15 protein-coding genes and 1 tRNA gene are annotated in these 18,398 nt (G+C 54.6%); 7 read left to right on the forward strand and 9 right to left on the reverse strand.

The features are described 5' to 3' along the window. Positions 1 to 8: 8 nt before the first annotated feature. Both ABJV08_RS06635 and ABJV08_RS06640 read right to left on the reverse strand, forming a co-directional pair. Positions 9 to 2,537, reverse strand: a complete 2,529-nt coding sequence (locus ABJV08_RS06635; RefSeq protein WP_348040256.1) for a PBP1A family penicillin-binding protein — start codon at positions 2,535 to 2,537, stop codon at positions 9 to 11. Positions 2,538 to 2,646: 109 nt separating this feature from the next. Then, on the reverse strand, positions 2,647 to 3,891 hold the full coding sequence (locus ABJV08_RS06640; protein ID WP_348040258.1) for an N-acetylmuramoyl-L-alanine amidase: 1,245 nt from the start codon (positions 3,889 to 3,891) through the stop codon (positions 2,647 to 2,649). A 520-nt stretch (positions 3,892 to 4,411) separates the two neighbouring features. Here ABJV08_RS06640 and ABJV08_RS06645 point away from each other — a divergent pair. From ABJV08_RS06645 to ABJV08_RS06655, 3 genes are all read left to right on the forward strand, one after another. Then, a complete protein-coding gene (locus ABJV08_RS06645; RefSeq protein WP_348040260.1) occupies positions 4,412 to 7,090 on the forward strand; it encodes an Rne/Rng family ribonuclease in 2,679 nt (892 codons plus the stop codon). A gap of 207 nt (positions 7,091 to 7,297) precedes the next feature. Further along, a complete protein-coding gene (locus ABJV08_RS06650; RefSeq protein WP_348041257.1) occupies positions 7,298 to 8,611 on the forward strand; it encodes a M48 family metalloprotease in 1,314 nt (437 codons plus the stop codon). Between the two features lie 84 nt (positions 8,612 to 8,695). Beyond that, positions 8,696 to 9,481: a DsbA family protein gene (locus ABJV08_RS06655; protein WP_348040262.1), complete on the forward strand. Its 786-nt coding sequence runs from the start codon at positions 8,696 to 8,698 to the stop codon at positions 9,479 to 9,481. A 2-nt stretch (positions 9,482 to 9,483) separates the two neighbouring features. Here the strand turns inward: ABJV08_RS06655 and ABJV08_RS06660 are convergent, their stop codons facing one another. Beyond that, positions 9,484 to 10,152, reverse strand: a complete 669-nt coding sequence (locus tag ABJV08_RS06660) for an RlmE family RNA methyltransferase (RefSeq protein ID WP_348040264.1) — start codon at positions 10,150 to 10,152, stop codon at positions 9,484 to 9,486. Beyond that, positions 10,152 to 11,261 (reverse strand): Ppx/GppA phosphatase family protein, encoded by a 1,110-nt coding sequence (locus ABJV08_RS06665; RefSeq protein WP_348040266.1) that lies wholly within the window; start codon positions 11,259 to 11,261, stop codon positions 10,152 to 10,154. Before ABJV08_RS06665 ends, ABJV08_RS06660 begins: the two co-directional genes overlap by 1 nt. A 113-nt stretch (positions 11,262 to 11,374) precedes the next feature. Between ABJV08_RS06665 and ABJV08_RS06670 the strand changes: the two genes are divergently transcribed. Continuing rightward, complete coding sequence (locus ABJV08_RS06670; protein ID WP_348040267.1) at positions 11,375 to 11,560, forward strand: hypothetical protein; 186 nt, start codon at positions 11,375 to 11,377, stop codon at positions 11,558 to 11,560. Positions 11,561 to 11,617: 57 nt separating this feature from the next. Next, positions 11,618 to 11,691 (forward strand) — tRNA-Gln (locus tag ABJV08_RS06675). A gap of 66 nt (positions 11,692 to 11,757) precedes the next feature. Here ABJV08_RS06675 and ABJV08_RS06680 read toward each other — a convergent pair. Continuing rightward, positions 11,758 to 12,072: a hypothetical protein gene (locus ABJV08_RS06680; protein ID WP_348040268.1), complete on the reverse strand. Its 315-nt coding sequence runs from the start codon at positions 12,070 to 12,072 to the stop codon at positions 11,758 to 11,760. A 906-nt stretch (positions 12,073 to 12,978) separates the two neighbouring features. On the opposite strand from ABJV08_RS06680, the gene ABJV08_RS06685 reads away from it, so the two are divergent. After that, positions 12,979 to 13,731, forward strand: a complete 753-nt coding sequence (locus tag ABJV08_RS06685; protein WP_348040270.1) for a siderophore-interacting protein — start codon at positions 12,979 to 12,981, stop codon at positions 13,729 to 13,731. A 29-nt stretch (positions 13,732 to 13,760) separates the two neighbouring features. On the opposite strand, the gene ABJV08_RS06690 is transcribed toward ABJV08_RS06685, so the two are convergent. Together ABJV08_RS06690 and ABJV08_RS06695 are read right to left on the reverse strand one after the other, a co-directional pair. Continuing rightward, on the reverse strand, positions 13,761 to 15,032 hold the full coding sequence (locus ABJV08_RS06690) for a cytochrome P450 (RefSeq protein ID WP_348040272.1): 1,272 nt from the start codon (positions 15,030 to 15,032) through the stop codon (positions 13,761 to 13,763). A gap of 11 nt (positions 15,033 to 15,043) precedes the next feature. Then, a complete protein-coding gene (locus tag ABJV08_RS06695; protein WP_348040274.1) occupies positions 15,044 to 15,631 on the reverse strand; it encodes a carboxymuconolactone decarboxylase family protein in 588 nt (195 codons plus the stop codon). Between the two features lie 298 nt (positions 15,632 to 15,929). On the opposite strand from ABJV08_RS06695, the gene ABJV08_RS06700 reads away from it, so the two are divergent. Further along, complete coding sequence (locus ABJV08_RS06700) at positions 15,930 to 16,373, forward strand: glyoxalase superfamily protein (RefSeq protein WP_348040276.1); 444 nt, start codon at positions 15,930 to 15,932, stop codon at positions 16,371 to 16,373. A 7-nt stretch (positions 16,374 to 16,380) separates the two neighbouring features. On the opposite strand, the gene ABJV08_RS06705 is transcribed toward ABJV08_RS06700, so the two are convergent. Together ABJV08_RS06705 and ABJV08_RS06710 are read right to left on the reverse strand one after the other, a co-directional pair. Further along, the gene (locus ABJV08_RS06705) at positions 16,381 to 17,094 is read right to left on the reverse strand and encodes a hypothetical protein (RefSeq protein ID WP_348040278.1); all 714 of its coding nucleotides are present in this window, start codon (positions 17,092 to 17,094) and stop codon (positions 16,381 to 16,383) included. A 6-nt stretch (positions 17,095 to 17,100) separates the two neighbouring features. Continuing rightward, positions 17,101 to 18,306: a toxic anion resistance protein gene (locus ABJV08_RS06710; protein WP_348040280.1), complete on the reverse strand. Its 1,206-nt coding sequence runs from the start codon at positions 18,304 to 18,306 to the stop codon at positions 17,101 to 17,103. Positions 18,307 to 18,398: the final 92 nt, after the last annotated feature.

The following is an 18,398-nucleotide window of genomic DNA, read 5'->3' on the forward strand; positions in this document are numbered from 1 at the left end:
AACCGAGGCTAATAGATGCCGCCTTCAGCCTGCAAGAATTCATCATCATTTTGCGCTGGACCACTGTTACGTTTCACGGCCTGAGAATTGTTCCGGGCCGCCGCACGTTGGGCGATCAGCTGCGCTTTGCGCGCTTCAAGCCGGGCGAGCAATTCTTCTTTACGGATCGAACGCCGCGGTTCGGTTTCAGGCTTGAACACATCCCAGATGACCGCAGATTTGGGATCATCGGACGGCCATCCGCCATAGACGCGTTTCCCGGTCTTGCGATCCACACGCACCATCCGCACGCCCTTTGGCGCAACAAATGGCGTTTTCTTCATGCCGACCATCGCCCGTTCGGCAAAGCGCCGAAAGATCGGCGCGGCCAAAGTGCCGCCTTGTGCATAGCCGCCCATGTTGCGCGGTTGATCAAAGCCCAGATACACGCCGGCGACCATATCGGGTGACCCGCCCACGAACCAGACGTTGGTTGGACCGCTGGTGGTTCCCGTTTTCCCAAACAGAGGTCGATCCAGGCTTTTCAAATTCTGAGCGGTGCCGCGCGTAATCACGCCCTGCAAAATATCGACCATCTGATAAGCCGTCATCGGATCCATCAGCTGTTTCCCGGCGTGGCGTGGACGAGGCATCGGCTGACCATCCCAATCACGTAGATTGCACGTTTCACAAACCCGCTTATCAGCACGGAAAATCACCTTGCCCTGACGATCCTGAACAAAATCGATCACCGTCGGGCTAAGTTCGCGTCCATGATTGGCCAGCATCGAATAAGCATTGGTCAGCTTCATCACCGTGGTATCACCGGCACCCAAAGCAAAAGCGAGATAAGGCTTGTAATCGCCAATGCCCATGGTCTTAATCGTCTTGACGACATTTTCCATGCCGGCGTCATTGGCCGCTCTGACGGTCATCAAATTGCGTGACTGTTCGACACCCCAACGCAAAGTCTGTTCACCAGCGCCGCGCGAGCCGCCGAAATTCTGGAAGCATTTGCGTCCGAGCGCCGCCGATTGATAGACACAAAAGGGACTGTCTGCGATCAACGTCGCCGGTGTCATCCCGTTTTCCAGCGCCGTCGCATAGACAAACGGCTTGATGGTAGAGCCAGGCTGACGTTCCGCCTGGGTCGCTCGGTTGAACGAGCTCATCCGGTCATCAAAACCGCCTTGCATCGCCCAAACCCGTCCATTTCGAGGGTTTTGAACAACCATACCACCGGAAACTTCGGGCACATTCTCAAGCCGATAGCTGCTCCCGCCCAAAGGGCTGACCGCGATAATATCGCCGGCTTTCAAAGCGCTAGGCACCGAATTTATCCGTCCTGTGGTGGCATCGCTAAAGCCGATTTCAGCACCGCCGCCCGACCGGCTAACCGCAACAGCGATCCGCCAGTTTTGAAAATCGGTATTGATGAAAGTTGAATTCAGGCGCTGGGCCCATTTCTCGTCAATCTCGATCTTGTTGATCGGACCACTCCAACCCTTGCCGCGGCTGTAGCGCAACAGTCCGCCCCGCAATGCGTCCTTGGTATATTCCTGCAATTCCGGGTTCAGCGACGTGCGCACCCAAAGTCCGCCGGAATAGACGCTATAAGGTCCGGCTTTTTCATTTTCGCCAAATTGTTCGATCAATTGACGACGCACTTCTTCAATAAAATAGCCACCGACCCGTTCATAGCGGGGTCCAGAACTGGAAATGGCGCCAAGCGGCTGAGATGATGCCGCCTCAAATTGCGCTGGCGTGATCCAGCCATTTTCGCGCATTTCTTTCAGCACCCAGTTGCGCCGGCCAATGGCGCGTTGTTCATGCACTTCGGGGCGATAGTTGGACGGGCCTTTGGGCAAAATCGCAAGATAGGCGATCTCGTGTAGCGCCAGAGCGTCCACATCCTTGCCAAAATAGGCCTGCGCGGCGGCCTGAACACCATAAGCGTTGCGACCGAGAAAAATCTGGTTGAGATAGAGTTCGAGAATTTCTTCTTTGGTCAGCACATCCTCAATCCGATAGGCAAGGATCGCTTCGCGCACTTTCCGGCGGTAAGACACTTCACTGCTGAGCAACAGGTTCTTCGCGACCTGCTGCGTTATCGTGGACGCGCCCACTGGCCGGCCGCTGTTGGAAATATTGGTTAGGATGGCCGTGGCAATGCCGGGATAGTCCAAGCCGCCATGTTCAAAAAAGGTACGGTCTTCCGCAGCAAGATAGGCGCGCACCAGAAGGGCTGGATATTCCGAGAAATCAAGCTGGACGCGCCGTTCGCGAGCATAGCTGTGGACAGGCTCGCCATCATAAGCGCGAACCATTGTCGGCAGAGGCGGTTCATAGGTCTGCAGCGCGGTTGCATCGGGCAAATCCCGCGCAAAGATTAACCAAATCAGGAGCCAACCAAGCGCGCACAGCACAAGGAAAGCCACAAACAGCCGAAACCATTTCTTTTGCCAAAGATTCTCAACCCGCTCGAAAAAGCTACCCGTGCTTCGTTCCAGCTTGTAGGCGAGACTTTCTCCAGCCGTATCAGACGCATCATTTACCATAGGCTGCGCTATCTAAACCGCCTCGCAACCATTTTCCAGCAATTATCGATGAAAATCGCGCTCTGCCTCGCGGCGGGACGGTCTCATCCGAATTCAATAGTAAAATATGCTAGCGTGCAGCCAGTTTCCGAGCGAAATGAGATTCGATCGCGCTAGCGACACCGGCGGCAACTTTGCTTCGTCCCTGACGGGAATTGAGGAAGGCAACGTCGTTCTTGTTGGTAAGATAACCAGTTTCGAACAATACAGACGGTGTATCCGGCGCTTTGAGCACAACAAAGGAAGCATAGCGATGCGGAGTTTTTCGAAACGGCATTTGCCGGCTGCCTTCGCGGTGCAGCAGTTTCGCAAAATCGGCTGAAATATTCATCGTTTCACGCTGGGTCAGATCGATCAGGATCGAAGAGACATCATGTGTCGCACCGCCGAGATTGATACCATTGATGATATTAGCCTTGTTTTCGCGAGACGCCAATTTTGCGGCTTCGCGATCAGAGGCGACTTCCGACAATGTATATACAGTAGCGCCGGAAGCCGTTTCATTGCCCGCTGCATCGGCATGGATCGACATGAACAGATCCGCTTCCAGTCGACGAGCAATGCCATAGCGCTCTTCCAGGACCAGATATTTGTCGGTATCCCTCGTCAGCGCTACCCGGACGCGGCCGCCAGCAACCAACCGGTCACGAATGGCGCGTGCGATTGCTAGGGTAACATTTTTCTCGCGCGCGCTGCCATGCGGGGAAATTGCGCCGGGATCGTGCCCTCCATGTCCAGCATCGATAACCACCAGCGGACGGCTGGGATCATTAGGACCATATATTTTTGGCAAGCCGACAGAATCCCGAGGTTTGCCCAAGGGTACTTTGACGCTATAATTGTTTTTTGGCGGTTCAGCGCGAAATTTCATCGGTGGTAGAAAAGACTTGCGACCGGACGCAATCTGATTTTGCCCGACTGCGCGCAAACTCAACTTCAGGCTTTTGCCATCGTTCGAAAAACCACCGTTGGTGATCACTGCGGGCCGATCAAGGTCAAACACGATCCGCGCGGTGTTCGGACTATATTGTCCCTGGCGTACCGATTTTATAATGCCAGTGGCATAACCACCATGACCAGCTTTGCCACCCTTTACGTCAACAGCAATGCGGTTGGGCCCGATCAGGGAAAAGGTCGAAGCCCCTTCCACGAGATCATCAAAGGATACCGTGATCTGGGAGCCGCTGGCTTCAATCCGGCTTATCGATCCAGCCTGTGCCGGATTGGTCATCAGCAATGCCGATACCAGAATTGTTCCCAACGCCATGGCCTGCTTATGCAACGCACAGCCCTTTTTGGTCCAGTCAAATTTCATAAAATCTGGCTTCCTCAATTATTCTCACCACACAACGCGGTGAAAAAGCCATTAAGGATGCTTTCGTAAGGCCGCATGAAATGACGCGGTTAACGGCAAGTTAGCTATAACTTTTCGAATCTCCAATATTGAGGCTGTGTTTCTGCCTTGTCACAGTTTGTGTTGCCGATCCGCTTGAGCGGTGCTAGCACTACGTGCAACCTTTCGGGAAATTCCCTGAAGCGGTTTATCTAAATGCCGGAAATCATTCGGCATCTACCAGGTTGACGCGACATGAGGCATGACATTTCCGGCTTTGAAGCTCTCCACATCGGAAGCGCTTCCACAGGCGGATGGACTTTGGCTAACGGCCAGAGCCATGCAGTTGTTGCAGACGCATTTTTATCTGAAATATTTCAAATCAACCGGATGACGCCGCCCGCCCCTCATCAAAGGACCGCGCGCGAACACTCGTCATCCCTATCATATCGCATGGCCCAAATGGGCTTCGGCCTGTTGTGCCATGCCAGGAGACTATTGAATGACAACGCGCATGCTAATCGACGCGCGCCACCAGGAAGAAACCCGGGTGGCGGTCGTAAAAGGGAACAAAATTGAAGAATTCGATTTTGAATCTTCCGAGCACAAACAGCTTAAAGGCAATATCTATCTAGCGAAAGTCACACGGGTTGAACCCTCGTTGCAGGCTGCCTTTGTAGACTATGGCGGCAACCGCCATGGATTTCTGGCCTTTTCCGAAATCCATCCGGACTATTACCAGATCCCGCAAGAAGATCGTGAGAAGCTTCTCGCTGAGGAAGCCCAACATGCTGCGGAAGAAGCAGCCTTGCGTGCCCAGGAAGAAGAAGAGGAAGATGCGCCCGCGGATATGGTGCGCAGCGATGCGACCGAAGAGCTCGATACGGCGCTGGTCGAAGTCGACAAGGATGAAAGCGTCGATACGATCGATGTAACCGAAGGCGAAGTCCCGGTTGAAAATAACAATGATGACGATGATGATGACGATGATGACCAGGCAGGAGAAGCCGAAGAAGAATCGTCAGAGGCCAAGACCGAAAGCAAAGGCAAAGGCGGCCGTCGCGGTCGCGGAGGTCGCAACCGCGGTCGTGGAAAAGGCAGTATGCCGAAGGCCAGCGATCAGGCCCGCCAGAAGCGTATGGCTTTGCGCAAACGTTACAAGATCCAAGATGTAATCCAACGTCGGCAAGTTGTACTTGTGCAAGTCGTCAAAGAAGAACGCGGCAACAAAGGCGCTGCGCTTACCACATATCTCAGCCTAGCCGGCCGCTATTGCGTGCTGATGCCAAACACCTCGCACGGTGGCGGAATCAGCAGGAAGATCAACAATGCTGGTGACCGTAAACGCCTGAAGTCGATCATTGCCGATCTGAAATTGCCAACCAGCATGGGTTGTATCGTTCGCACCGCCGGACTTTCCCGCACCAAGCCGGAAATCAAGCGCGACTTTGATTATCTTGCCCGTTTGTGGGACGAAATCCGCGAAAAAACGCTGAGCGCGACGGCTCCAAGCCTGATCCACAGCGACAGCGATCTCGTCAAACGTGCGATCCGTGACATCTATAATCGCGAGATTGAGGAAGTGCTGGTTGAAGGTGCCAACGGCTATTCAGCCGCGAAAAATTTCATGAAGCTGCTGATGCCTAGCCACAGCAAGCGGGTAAAAAGCTATGCCGACCCCGTGTCGCTATTCCAGCGCTATGGCGTTGAGGATCAGCTATCGGCCATGTATTCTCCAGAGGTTCAGCTGAAATCCGGCGGTTATCTGGTGATCAATCCGACCGAAGCCTTGGTGTCTATCGACATCAACTCCGGACGATCCACACGCGAACATGGCATCGAAGCGACCGCGGTCAAAACCAATATGGAAGCTGCCGCTGAAATCGCGCGCCAATTGCGGCTGCGCGATATGGCCGGACTGGTTGTCATCGATTTTATCGACATGGACCGCAACGGCAACGTCCGCAAAGTGGAACGGGCGATGCGTGATGCGCTGAAGAATGATCGGGCACGTATCCAAGTGGGCCGCATATCAAGCTTTGGCCTGATGGAAATGAGCCGCCAGCGTCTAAGGACCGGCGTGCTTGAAGCCTCCACCAAAGTTTGCCCGCATTGTGAGGGCACCGGACTGGTTCGCACAGCATCCTCTTCGGCCTTGTCGGCGCTGCGTTTGCTAGAAGAAGAAGCCGCCAAAGGCAAAGCCAGCAAGATCAGCCTGCGCACCAGCCAGGAAGCCTGCATCTACGTCTTGAACAGCAAGCGTCACGAAATCGAAGACATTGAGAAACGTTACGGCGTTTCAATCGAAATCGTACCCGACGGCGAAACCGAAGGGGCCCGGATGGAGATCCAGACCTCTGGCAGCCCGCCGAAGAACATGCCCAAATTCGAGCCCATTGTTGATGAGGACGAAGACGATCATTCAGCAGAAACCGACGTTTCCGGCGCAGAAGCGCGCGAAGATGGTGGCGAACGTCCCAAGCGCAAACGGCGCCGTCGGGGCAGACGCAACCGTGGTGGCGATCGTGCGGAATCCGGTTCATCCGAAAATGCCAGCTCTGACAACCAGGGATCTGACAACGCCGGCCCTGATAATGCAGGCGCCAACAATGCGAATGAAACAGCCGAGCATCCAAGCGACGCGGATGGCGGCGATCAGGATAAGAAGCCGAAGCCCCGTGCACGCAGAAACAGCGCACGCAAGGCAGATGCCGCACCCGTTGCAGCAACGGAAACCAGCGGTGATGAAAAGGTCGAAGCCGAAGCAAAACCGCGCGGCAGACGCCGTTCTGCAAAGAGCGAAGCCGCAACGGAACAGCCAGAAGCCAGCGTGCAGCCAGAAGCCGACACCACGGAAGAAAAACCAAAGCGTCGGCGGGCTCCCCGCAAAACAAAAGAAGCAACCGTTGCGCCAGCAGCAGATGCCTCTGACGCAACTGCTGAGGTAAAGGCTCCGGCCAAAAAGGCTCCGCGCTCCCGCGCCAAAAAGGCTGACAGCGCAGAAACGCCAGCCAAGGCCGCCGCGTCGGCAACAAAAGAGAAAGCGCCGCCCAAACCGCGCAAAGCAAAAGCGGCCGCTAAACCTAAAGACGAAGCTGTGGCCAAAGCGTCCGACAGCGATGCGTCTGAGTCCAGCGACGGTTCGCCCCGTCAGGGCTGGTGGCAGCGCACGTTCGGATAATCGAAACAATACCGTTCCCGCTGCGGCTTTCGCGCGGGAACGGTAGATTTTTCATGCGTGGTTCAGGCAAACGCTGTCAGAGAAAGAGGCTCTTACAAGATTTTCAGGCTTAGGAGTTTCATGCGCAATATTCTTGCTGTTTCTTTACCCCGCATCGGCTTCCCTGCCATAGGGCGTTTCAGCCGCCTCCTGGTTGCATTTCTATTGATGGTGTCAATCACCGTTCAACCGGTCGCAGCCCAGTCAATATTGCGCGATGCCGAAACCGAAGCCCTGTTCATAGACATGGTATCGCCTCTCGTGGAAGTTTCCGAATTGGACGCCAACGAGGTCGAGGTCATCTTGATCAACGACCGTCAGATCAACGCCTTTGTCGCGGGCGGCCAGAGAATGTTCTTCTATTCCGGCCTGATTGAAAAAGCCGAAAGTGCCAATGAAGTACAAGGCGTCATGGCCCACGAACTCGGCCATATCACCGGCGGGCACGCCATCCGGTTTGATGAGGGACTGAAAACCGCAACCGGTATCACCATACTCAGTCTTATCCTGGGAGCGGCGGCCATAGCCGCCGGCGCGGGCGATGCGGGCATGGGCATATTGGCCGCAGGCCAGCAAGCCGCCTTGGGCAAGTTCCTGGCCTTCAGCCGGGTGCAAGAGCGATCGGCTGATTCCGCTGGCGCACGCTATCTCTCAGATGCGGGGATATCCGGAAAAGGCTCGATCGATTTTTTCAAGAAGCTTCAAAATTACGAGTTTCGCCTCGGTATTCCGCAGGAGGATAGCTACGGACGCACCCATCCTCTGTCCGGTGAACGGATCAGCTTGCTCAGAGATGTCTATCAAGCAGATCCGGCATGGAACACGCCATCCGACCCTGAGATCGAAGCCCGTTTCCAACGGGTCAAGGCCAAGCTGCTCGGCTATACCGCCGAACCGACGGTAACCTTGCGTGAATATCCCGAAAGCGATCAATCCGTCCCTGCCCGCTATGCCCGCGCCTATGCATGGCACAAGAGCGCCTACCCGGATCGCGCGCTATACGAAATAAACAGCTTGCTCCAGTCATCACCAAACGACCCCTATTTCCTCGAGTTACAGGGGCAGATTTTGCTCGAATCCGGGAAACCCGACGAAGCACTGGCAGCGCTCAGGAAGTCAGTGCAACTGACCAACAATCAACCGTTGATCGCCAGCCTCTTCGGCCATGCCCTGATCGCCACCGAGGATCCGCAATATTTTGACGAAGCCACGCAAGTGCTTAAAGCCGCCGTCACCAAAGACAATCGCAATCCTTTTGCTTGGTATCAATTGGGCGTCGTCTATTCGCAGCAGGGCGACATGCCGCGCGCGCAATTGGCAACGGCGGAAAGCTCCTTGCTACAACGCAATTATGCCGGTGCTATCCGGAGCTCCCAGATAGCGATGGCCGGCATCGCGGAGAACACACCGGACTGGATTCGGGCGCAGGATATTTCTTTCATTGCCAAGGCAGAGTTCGAAAGGAACAGTCGCCGCCGCTAGGCGTCTTGCGGTTCGCGGAACCATTTGGACTGGACAATTTGCACCGCCATGGCCAATGCCATTCTTCAATGAAAGAACCTGACTGTGGATGACAATATTAATAGAAAGTGGATGATTATGGCGGGTGGCGGACTGGCCATAGCGGCGGCATTGGGCGTTTGGTTCTGGCAAGCAGGAGGCATAAGTTCAACCAAAGCCACCAGCGAAGCAGCCCTGGCTGCCGGCATTGATGCGCAGGAACAAAAAGCCATTGAGGCGATTGTCCGCGACTATATTTTGAGCAATCCTGAAATTATTCCAGAAGCGGTCGAAATATTGCAGAACCGCCAGAAAGCTTCCGCTATCGATGCGGTACGCGCACAAATTGAAAAACCGTTTGCCGGAAATGCCTTTGCCGGCAATCCCAATGGTGATGTCACGGTCGTCGAATATTCCGATTTCAATTGCCCCTATTGCAAGCAGACCGAGCGGGATATCGCCAAAGTGATTGCAGAGGACAAGAATGTGAAAGTCGTGTTCCGCGAGCTTCCGATATTGAGCGAAGCCAGCAATGATGCGGCACTCATGGCGCTGGCTGCTGCGAAACAAGGCAAATATTATGCCTTTCACAAAACCATGTTTGCCACCGGACGTCCTACGCCCTCCACCATCGCGGCCGCTGCCAATGAAATCGGTCTCGATATGGCCGCCGCGCGCGCCTTTATCGCGTCACCGGAAGCCAAAAAAGAAATCGAAAACAACATAGCGGTTGCCCAGCAGATGCGATTTACCGGTACGCCGGCCTGGGTGGTTGGCAACCAGTCGGAAGTGGGCGCGATCGGCTATGACGGCCTGAAAGAAATGATCGCCAATGCCAGGGCGGCGAAATAGGCTTATTCTGCCCTGCCCTTGAAACCCTGGGCGATCACATACCATTCGGACGATCCCTTGCGGCTGGCCGGCGGCTTGGCGTGTTTCACAACGTCAAAATGCTTCTTCAAGAGATTCAGCAAATCATTGTCGGTTCCACCCGCAAGCACCTTCGCAACAAAGGCACCACCGGGTTGCAAATTTTCCACCGCGAAATAAGCACCAGCTTCCACCAGCCCCATGGTCCGCAAATGGTCCGTCTGCTGATGCCCCACCGTATTGGCAGCCATATCGGATAATACCAGATCGGGTTTGCTTCCAAGCGCCTCAATCAACTTATCCGGCGCCGCATCGTCCATAAAGTCCATTTTGAAAATGGTAACGCCTTCAATCGGATCGACGTCGAGCAAATCGATTCCGACCACCGCAGCCTTGGGTGCATATTTGCGCATGACTTGAGCCCAGCCTCCCGGTGCGATACCGAGATCGACCACCGCTTTGGCCTGGCGCACCAATTTGAAGCGTTCATCCAGTTCAAGCAATTTATAGGCCGCGCGCGATCGATAGCCCTCTGCCCTCGCCTGTTTGACATAAGGGTCGTTGAGCTGCCGTTCCAGCCAGCGGGTCGAACCGATTTTTCGTCCCTTGGCAGTTTTGACGCGCTGCTTGCCTCCTGATCTACCCCGGCTCATCAGCCAGATCTCCGTTCGTTCGCTGACATTAGCGAACGCAAGATACCTTCGCGGATACCCCGGTCCGCAACACCGACCCGGCTGGCTGGCCAGATATCGAGAATCGATTCCAATATCGCGCAACCACCGACCACAAGGTCGGCCCGTTCTTTGCCGATGCAAGGAATATCAGCGCGCTCATCCGGTGTAGCATGGGCCAGCATCGTGCTGATTTCCCGCATGGATTCCGTTGGAACAATTAAGCCGTCGATCACTTTGCGATCATATTGTGGCAGTTTCAGGTGCAGACTGGCCAAGGTGGTCACGGTTCCGCTGGTGCCCAACAGCCGGTAGTCACTGTTGTCCATCCGCGGCAAACGCGCCGCAAAACTGGAAAAACTCTCTGTGACCCGCGCGCGCATCGCAGCGAATGCCTCGCTGCGTGCCACCGGATCATCCCCATTGAACTTCTCGCTTTCAGTCAGGGAAACAACACCCCACGGCGCGCTTTGCCAGTCGAGTATTTCCGGCGCCGAACCGTTTGTGTCCACCAGCACTAGCTCCGTCGAACCTCCGCCAATGTCAAAAATAAGCGCCGGACCTTCGCCGGGCTCCAGCAAGATATGGCAGCCCAATACCGCCAATCGGGCTTCTTCTTCAGCAGAGATAACATCGAGGGCGATGCCGGTTTCACGCCGGACCCGCTCGATAAATTTGTCGCCGTTGGTGGCCCGCCGACAGGCCTCGGTGGCCACTGAGCGAGCGAGCGTCACATTGCGGCGGCGCAGCTTGTCCGCACAAATGGACAATGCGGCGACCGCTCTATCCATCGCCCGGCTGCTGATCTTTCCGGACTCAACCAAGCCTTCGCCCAGTCGCACAACGCGCGAAAAGGCATCGGTGACAATGAAGCCGTCAGAAGACGGTTTCGCCACCAGCAACCGGCAGTTGTTGGTTCCCAAATCTATGGCTCCGTAGGACCGCAATTTTGGCCAGCGTCCGGAGGCTGAAGGGACTGAAGACGCAATGCGACTCTGTCCTTTATGTGTCGCCGCAGGTTTCGGGCGGGATTTCCTTGCGGATGATCCGCCTTTTGTATCTTGCGGCGATGGGGATGCTTGATCCGCCATAACCGTACTCTTATGTTCTCCGGATCGGATAATTCCGCCGGTACTTGAGACCGAAGATAACGCCGCAGCGCCTATGACGCAAGGGGCGGCACGCCAGTGTAACCGAAAATATCATGTGCGATCACAAACCCAGGGATGAAGCGGTTCATTGCAGCCAGAATCCGCATGAGACCAAAGACAGCATATCGGTTGGAACGAAGCAACGACGCCTCAATGCTGCTCGTCAGACCAGGGCCAACGGCGGTCGGTCAGCCATCGTCAACAATGGTCCGGATTTGCCCGCACTGGATCCGCGCTAGCGATCACCAAAAGGCTTGACCCTAGGCAAGTCCCTGCCTATTGCCGCGCACCGGCACTCCCCTGTCGTATAATGGTAATACCACGGACTCTGACTCCGTTAATTGAGGTTCGAATCCTCACGGGGGATCCAATTTTTCAATAATCCGCAGGATGTAAAAAACCCGCACCAGAGCGGTAGCCCTTTTGGTTCAGCTCACTATTGCGCGATCCGCGTGCCTTGAATTTTCAATTTTGTCGGCAAGCTGGCATATCGCTTGAGAACCCAGTCCACATGTTCCCAGTTCGCTTTTTCCGTCCTGCCGGAAATCCATCTGTCAATCATATCGGCAGACAGACCCTGTGGGCACATATGGCCGAGCCCATGCAGCAAAGCCCGCGAGCCAACCCCCGTCCTCAGCTTGTCAGCCTTGATTCGGTTCAGGACGATGCCGCTTACCTTATACTTATAGCGTCTTGCGACGTTAGACCGCCCAATGACATCGAAGTTTTCCGCAGAACTTGCACTCAACATTATCATCTCTCAAATTGGCGCTCCGGTCACTTATCTGACCGTTGATCCCTATGATCGTTACAATCCATCTTGATGGTAAAACGGCCGATAGTTGCAAAAATTAAGGCCCGCTGTAACCTTCACCCCATCAGGGCCGGCTACCGATGGGACCGCAACAACAAGCAAAACCGACAATCATTCACCAGTTTTTTGCCGGTTCGGCACTTTTCTAATTTTCTGTGCCGCACTTAAATCCACCTCCCTTCGCGCGTTATTATTGTCGGGATTGGCGCAAATGATTGGGCCAACAAACTTCGGACATGGAAACGGGGGGTTCGATTGTTGCGTTTGGATCAGCAGATGCCTTACCCCTTCAAGACCAAACCGCGCGCCGTTCATAGTGATCGAACGTACGACAGCCTGTGGCTGGCCTAGCAGACGGCGATCCTCTCAATCCCTTTGGTAATTTCACACTGACCTGACTTTGCCGATTGTGCCTACACCCCTGCTGCAAGCTATGATCCAGCAGTCACTTCCATATGTATCAACCCGAAGGGGACCTCGCCCGCAGCGGATCCCAGTGCAATTTTGCCCTGCAAATCCGCAACACACTCCATAAACCTCTTTCCCATGGCGCGGCACGGCATCCGGATTTTAGCATGGGCAAAGGTGATAGATAGTATCGCGACTATAGGTTTTCTCCAAGCCACGACACATGCTAGCCACAACTACCTTGGCAATTTGTTCGGCGACATATGAGCGCCGCCTCCCAGTCCAGACCATAAGCAAGACCCTTTCGCGGGTTAGGGCTGGATAAAATGCAATAGATGTTTCAAAATCAAATCATCTAACCATATAAACATCACCGCTGCATCCATCGTGCGAACGGGGACACCAGCGGCGAGAAATTCTAATGAACGGACAATTATGGCACGACCAGAACCACGTATATTAACGGTAACCGACAGTTTTCGCGTGACCCCCAATCTGCACCGGGTGACCGTAGGCGGTCCAGCGCTCGCTAATTTCCCCAGCGACCAAAAGGGTGGATATGTCAAACTCTCTCTACCCGGGCCTGAGGGCGGAAAAGCTTGCGTACGAACCTATACTATCCGCCACCAAACAGAGGATGGCTTAGCCATAGACTTCGCTTTGCACGGATCGGACGAAGATTCTGGTCCGGCCACCAGCTGGGCGCTGAACGCACAAGTCGGCGACAGCATCAAGCTTGGTGGGCCGGGCGCGGCCAAGCCGTTGCCGGAGGGCAGCGGACCATTTTTGCTGGTCGGAGACATGACCGCCCTGCCCGCTATTTCCGTCAATCTTGAGGCCCTGCCCAAGAATGCCACCGGTGATGCGATCATCCTTATCCGCGACGATGCGGACAAGCAGGATATTGAGAAACCGGACGGGGTGACGATCCAATGGATCGTTGATGCCGATCTCGGCAGCAGTCCGGCGCTGCTAGCCGATGCTGCGCGCAAAATATCTGCGCCAGAAGAATTGGCCTACGCATGGGTTGCTTGCGAATTCGAGTCGATGAAATTGCTGCGGGAATATCTGCGCGTCGAACAGCAATTCGGACCGGAGCGGCTTTACATATCCAGCTATTGGAAACGTGGCCTGATCGAAGACGAGCATAAGCAGGTCAAGCGCTCAGATGCACAAGCCGGCGGCTGACAGTCGGCCTAAACCAGCATCAAGCGCTTTCAGACTGCCTTTGGCGTAAAACCGATATGCAATTCCTTTAGCGACCGCAGCAGGAAATGCGGGTGGACGGCAAAATCATTCTTGCCCTCGATGAACCACATGTCCTCGAACCGGTCGACCACGGCGGTAAAGCCCCAGATCAGTTCGCGCCGGGCCAAAGGTGCGCCGAGACAATGGTGGACGCCGGACCCAAAGCCCATATGGGCTCCGGCCTTCTTGCGTTCCAGATTGATCTTTTCCGGGCATTCGAACACATTCTCGTCTCTATTGGCGGCGGCATAGCGGATATTGATCAGGCCCCCTTTGGGGATGGTCACGCCATGCAGTTCGACCTCTTCTCCGGCAAAGCGCATCAGGCTTTGCACAGGGGATTCGAGGCGCACCACCTCTTCGACAAAGGTTTTCATATATTTGTCGGGATCGCTTTTCAGTTGCTCCCAGACATCTTTATTTTCAATCAGCAATCTGATCCCCGATGCCAGAGCATTGGTGGTGGTTTCGCTGCCACCGACGAAAGTATCTGCCATCATCTCGGCGTGCAGCTCATTGTCGTTTAATGGCCTACCCCATTCTTCGATCACCCGGTTGACCAGTTCGCTGAGCAGACTGTCATCCGGGTTTTTGCGCAACCGCTCGAAAACCGGATTGAAATAATGCTGCCCTTCGATCTCGCGGTCGACCATTTCCAGTTCGGCATCTTCGTCGAGCATCATCGAAATACGATGAAAGAAAGCATCGGTCCAACGCTTGATTTTCCACATATCCTCGCGCGGTGCGCCCATTTGTTCGCCAATGATATAGAGCGGCAGAGGCACGGCAAACTGACTGACCCAATTGCACTGGCCATCTTCTATAAAACCGTCGATCAATTCATAGGCCAGAGTCTCGACCAGCGGATCCATCGTTTTGATCTTGCTAGGTTTGAACGCCTCGTTGAACATCGCCCGCATCTGTTTGTGATTGGGATCGTCCCGGCTGGATAAGGTCGGTTCGGGAAGCCAGCCTTTTTCCACGAAACGCTGTTGCACAACCTGCTGCCGCTCGGTGGCACCGGTTTTATTAAATGCGGCAAATTTCTTGGGACTGCTGGGGAATGTGGCAGGGTCGAGCAATATGCGGCGCACATCCTCGTAGCGGGTGACGACATAGATATCGGTGCCCGGTTGCTTGTAGACCGGCGCTTCCTCCCGCAAGGTCTTATATGCATCATAAGGGCATTTTTGCGTTTCCGCGTCGAACAGATTGACGTTGATATCGGCCTTGTTTGCCATGTCTTATCTCCTTAGCGCACCTGAATTTTTTCTGCGCCCCACGGGGCGATAGCTTCGGCTTTCTGGAAAGCTTCGGGCAATTCCTCGACCATGTGCCAGGTCGCTGCCAGCCGACCAAATCCAACAAAAAAGGCGCAGGTCATGCCGAGTTCGACAATTTGCGCTTCGCTGAAATGATCGCGCAAACCGGCATGGACCGCATCATCAATCGCGAGATGGTCGGTGGCCATCAACTCGCCATAATGGATCGCCGCCTTTTCCGCGGCGCTGAGATTGTCCGCTTCCTGCGGCTTCTCCAGCGAACAGACCGCGTATTCATCAACCCCGTCATCGACCGCATCGGTATAGCGGATCGCCATGCAGCTGCGGCACTGGTTGAAAAAAGCAATGCGCAGACGGACCAGCTCCACAAGCCGTTCCGGCAGGCTGCGCCCCATTTTGAGCGCGCCACCAAATTGCATCAAGCCAATCGCCTGTTCGGGACAATGGGCAAAATAGCGGGTCAGCCCTTGCTCAAGGTCGGTGGCGGCATCGGGATTGACTGCATCCCTGATCCGGGGATCCCACTCCTCCGGCGGCAGTTTCGATATCCGGCTCATCCGATCCTCTCCAATCTGTCAATGACGTTTGGAAGAGACTAGATTTTCCTGACGGCAATGAAACTGTCGAATTGATGCAGGGGCATAGTGGCCACGACTACATTGAATTTAAGGTGATTGACTTGGAAACAGGTTCAGAATATCTGGACTGCGGTTTTGGGACACCGGCCGCTCGCAGACGATAGTCGTGGTGAAGCTCCCTCAAGACAAACATCTCGTCATGTCCAGAACATGCTTCAAGATGGCAATGCGAGCACCATTCTCACAGAGCATATTTTTGTTATGAATGAGATTTGATATGAACACCCGTCACCAAAATACCCTGTCCTTGCAGGAATTGAAACAGCAGGCAAAGCGCTTGCGGGCTGAAACTGCACGTGATTCTGCGCCCATTTCGCACAGCAAATCCCTTGAGATGGTTGCCCATCAAAAAGGGTTCAAAGACTGGAACACATTGCACGCCTCTGCCTCCAACCGCCCGGCCTTCGAGACGCTAAGTCTGAATGACACGGTCAAAGGTCACTATCTGGGCCAACCGTTTGTCGGTGAAGTCGTTGGTATAAAGACGCTCAAACTGGGGCAGCTTTATCAGGTGTCGATCCAGCTAAAAGAGGCCATTGATGTTGTCACGTTTGATTCCTTCTCCAACTTCCGGAAACGCTTGAATTGTACCGTTGATCAAAGCGGCATTTCTCCCGCCAAGACATCGAATGGCGAACCGCATATGTTCTTGGAGTTGTGAGGATGGTTTATTCCGCTTCGGCGCTCTGCTCATATTTGAGTTCGAGGTAGCGGCCGCGGATCGAAAGATTGTCGATGTCGCCCTTGGCAATTTGCTGGGTAACGCCGGAAATTTCTTTCTCGATCAGCGATAGCCCGCCGATCAACTGCTCGTCGGGCGATTTGCCGCTATCGGTCGTTTTGCTGCGCATCGGAACGGGTATCGCTTTATAACCGTTGATCAGCTCGGGCAGATGTTCACCCATCAGTTTGCGTACTTCGTAGGCTGCGCCGTCGCCTTCCTTGAGCTTCTGCAGTTGCGGAGAAAGCATATCCAATTGTGCGCCAATACCATTCACGATCTGAATCGCCGGCGCTGGCAAGGCGGGGCGCTGGTTTTCCAGCCAGATTTCCGTCTTGCCGGCCAATGACTTAAGATCGGACTGGATGATCGATTCTGGTGTCGGCATTTTCATTTTCGGGAATTTCATAGACGCCCATATGCCGCCGCCGATCAAGCCAGCTGAGATCATCACGCCCCAGAAACCGATGCCGCTCAAAATACCGCCGACGATACTGGCACCAACCAATACGCCCGCAGTCCAGAGCGCAGCGCGGCCCAGTTTCTTGAAGAAATGGCCGCGTTTCATCTGGTGGGAGCGATTGCCGATCGATCGACGGAACTGCGATTCCCGCAGCGCGCGGGTCGCGCCATCTAAGATTTGCTGGTTGGATTCAGGCACGAGGCTCTACTCTTCCAGAGCCGCAAATGGATTTTCAGCAGGCGCTTCTAGCTGCGCCTTTGCCTGCCCTTCCGAGCGCGCGATATAGCCTTTCGATTTTTCAATTTCGCCGGACAGTGAATTCACCGTCACTTTCATATTTTCCAATGCTTTCAACTTGAACGTGTCGATATTGTCCATCGTGTCATAGACATTCTGGAATGCGCGTTGCAGCGTTTCGAGCGGAATGGTTGATGATGCGGCCTGTTCGTGGATTTGGCCGGTCTGGTTTTTCAGCATTTCGCTGGTGCTATCAATCACGCCCGCTGTGGTCGTGTTGAGCGCACTGATCTGATCGAGAACCAGCTTCTGGTTTGTCAGCGCTTGGGCCACGGTAACACCAGTGCGCAACGCGCCCACTGTCGTCGTGCTCGCGCGGTCGACGCCTTTGACCAATTCGACATTGTTGCGCTTGACGAGGTCCAGCGCGAGATAGCCCTGCACCGTGACCGCCATCTGGGTCAGCAGGTCCTGCGTGCGTTGTCGCACATAGAAAAGCGCGCTTTCACGGATCGCTTTGGCCTTGGCCGGATCGGTTGCGTCCAGCTCTGCTGCTTTATCTTCAAGTCGCTGATCCATGACTTTGGAGACGTGAATCATCTGCTCCAACCGGCCCATCGCCGCCCACAGATTTTTCCGTTCGACGTCAATCGCCGCATTGTCCATCAGCAGTTCATCCTTGCCGGAACGCAGCCGGTCTAGGATCGAACCGATATGGCCTTGTGCGCTTTTATAACCATCGAAATAATTGCGCATCTTGTTGCCAAAGGGAATGATCCCGAAAATTTTTCTTTTGGCGGTCAGGTTGCCGCGCTTGCCGGGATCGAGATCTTCAACGGTGCGGCGCAATTCGGCAAGATCAGAGCCGATCCCGCTCTCTTCGTCCATCGACCGGATGGGACGATCGAGGAAGCGGTTGGATTGACCGGCCGCCTCGGCTATTTCCTTGCGGCCCATATTGGTGATCTGATCCACTTTTTTACCAAATTCGGGGCTATTTTCGTCTTCCGAGATCAAATCTGTAATGAAACCGTCAACTTTTTCCTCAAGTTTCGATTTTATCTCTTCGCCTACCGGCACGAGGCCCGACGCCTTCTCTGGCGCAACCACAGCCACCGGATCTGGTGGAGTCAATTGCAGCTCTTCGGTTGCGGTGATTGTTTCGGTCGCCATGCTATTCAGCCTCCCTGCCCCTGCACCAATGCGGGGCTTTCTCTATAAATGGATACAAATGCCCTGCTTTTCAAGCATTTCCAGAACTGTAT

Origin of the sequence: Parasphingorhabdus sp. (assembly GCF_039982395.1) — a bacterium.
In the GTDB taxonomy this organism is placed as follows: Bacteria; Pseudomonadota; Alphaproteobacteria; order Sphingomonadales; family Sphingomonadaceae; genus Parasphingorhabdus.

Excerpts from the sequence above, each read along its gene's own strand:
- ABJV08_RS06700 (WP_348040276.1), top strand. The coding sequence starts at position 15,930 with ATGAACACCCGTCACCAAAATACCCTGTCCTTGCAGGAATTGAAACAG.
- ABJV08_RS06660 (WP_348040264.1), bottom strand. The coding sequence starts at position 10,152 with ATGAGCCGGGGTAGATCAGGAGGCAAGCAGCGCGTCAAAACTGCCAAG.
- ABJV08_RS06670 (WP_348040267.1), top strand. The coding sequence starts at position 11,375 with ATGTGCGATCACAAACCCAGGGATGAAGCGGTTCATTGCAGCCAGAAT.
- ABJV08_RS06710 (WP_348040280.1), bottom strand. The coding sequence starts at position 18,306 with ATGGCGACCGAAACAATCACCGCAACCGAAGAGCTGCAATTGACTCCA.
- ABJV08_RS06650 (WP_348041257.1), top strand. The coding sequence starts at position 7,298 with ATGGTGTCAATCACCGTTCAACCGGTCGCAGCCCAGTCAATATTGCGC.
- ABJV08_RS06685 (WP_348040270.1), top strand. The coding sequence starts at position 12,979 with ATGGCACGACCAGAACCACGTATATTAACGGTAACCGACAGTTTTCGC.
- ABJV08_RS06645 (WP_348040260.1), top strand. The coding sequence starts at position 4,412 with ATGACAACGCGCATGCTAATCGACGCGCGCCACCAGGAAGAAACCCGG.
- ABJV08_RS06665 (WP_348040266.1), bottom strand. The coding sequence starts at position 11,261 with ATGGCGGATCAAGCATCCCCATCGCCGCAAGATACAAAAGGCGGATCA.
- ABJV08_RS06640 (WP_348040258.1), bottom strand. The coding sequence starts at position 3,891 with ATGAAATTTGACTGGACCAAAAAGGGCTGTGCGTTGCATAAGCAGGCC.
- ABJV08_RS06635 (WP_348040256.1), bottom strand. The coding sequence starts at position 2,537 with ATGGTAAATGATGCGTCTGATACGGCTGGAGAAAGTCTCGCCTACAAG.
- ABJV08_RS06695 (WP_348040274.1), bottom strand. The coding sequence starts at position 15,631 with ATGAGCCGGATATCGAAACTGCCGCCGGAGGAGTGGGATCCCCGGATC.
- ABJV08_RS06680 (WP_348040268.1), bottom strand. The coding sequence starts at position 12,072 with ATGTTGAGTGCAAGTTCTGCGGAAAACTTCGATGTCATTGGGCGGTCT.
- ABJV08_RS06690 (WP_348040272.1), bottom strand. The coding sequence starts at position 15,032 with ATGGCAAACAAGGCCGATATCAACGTCAATCTGTTCGACGCGGAAACG.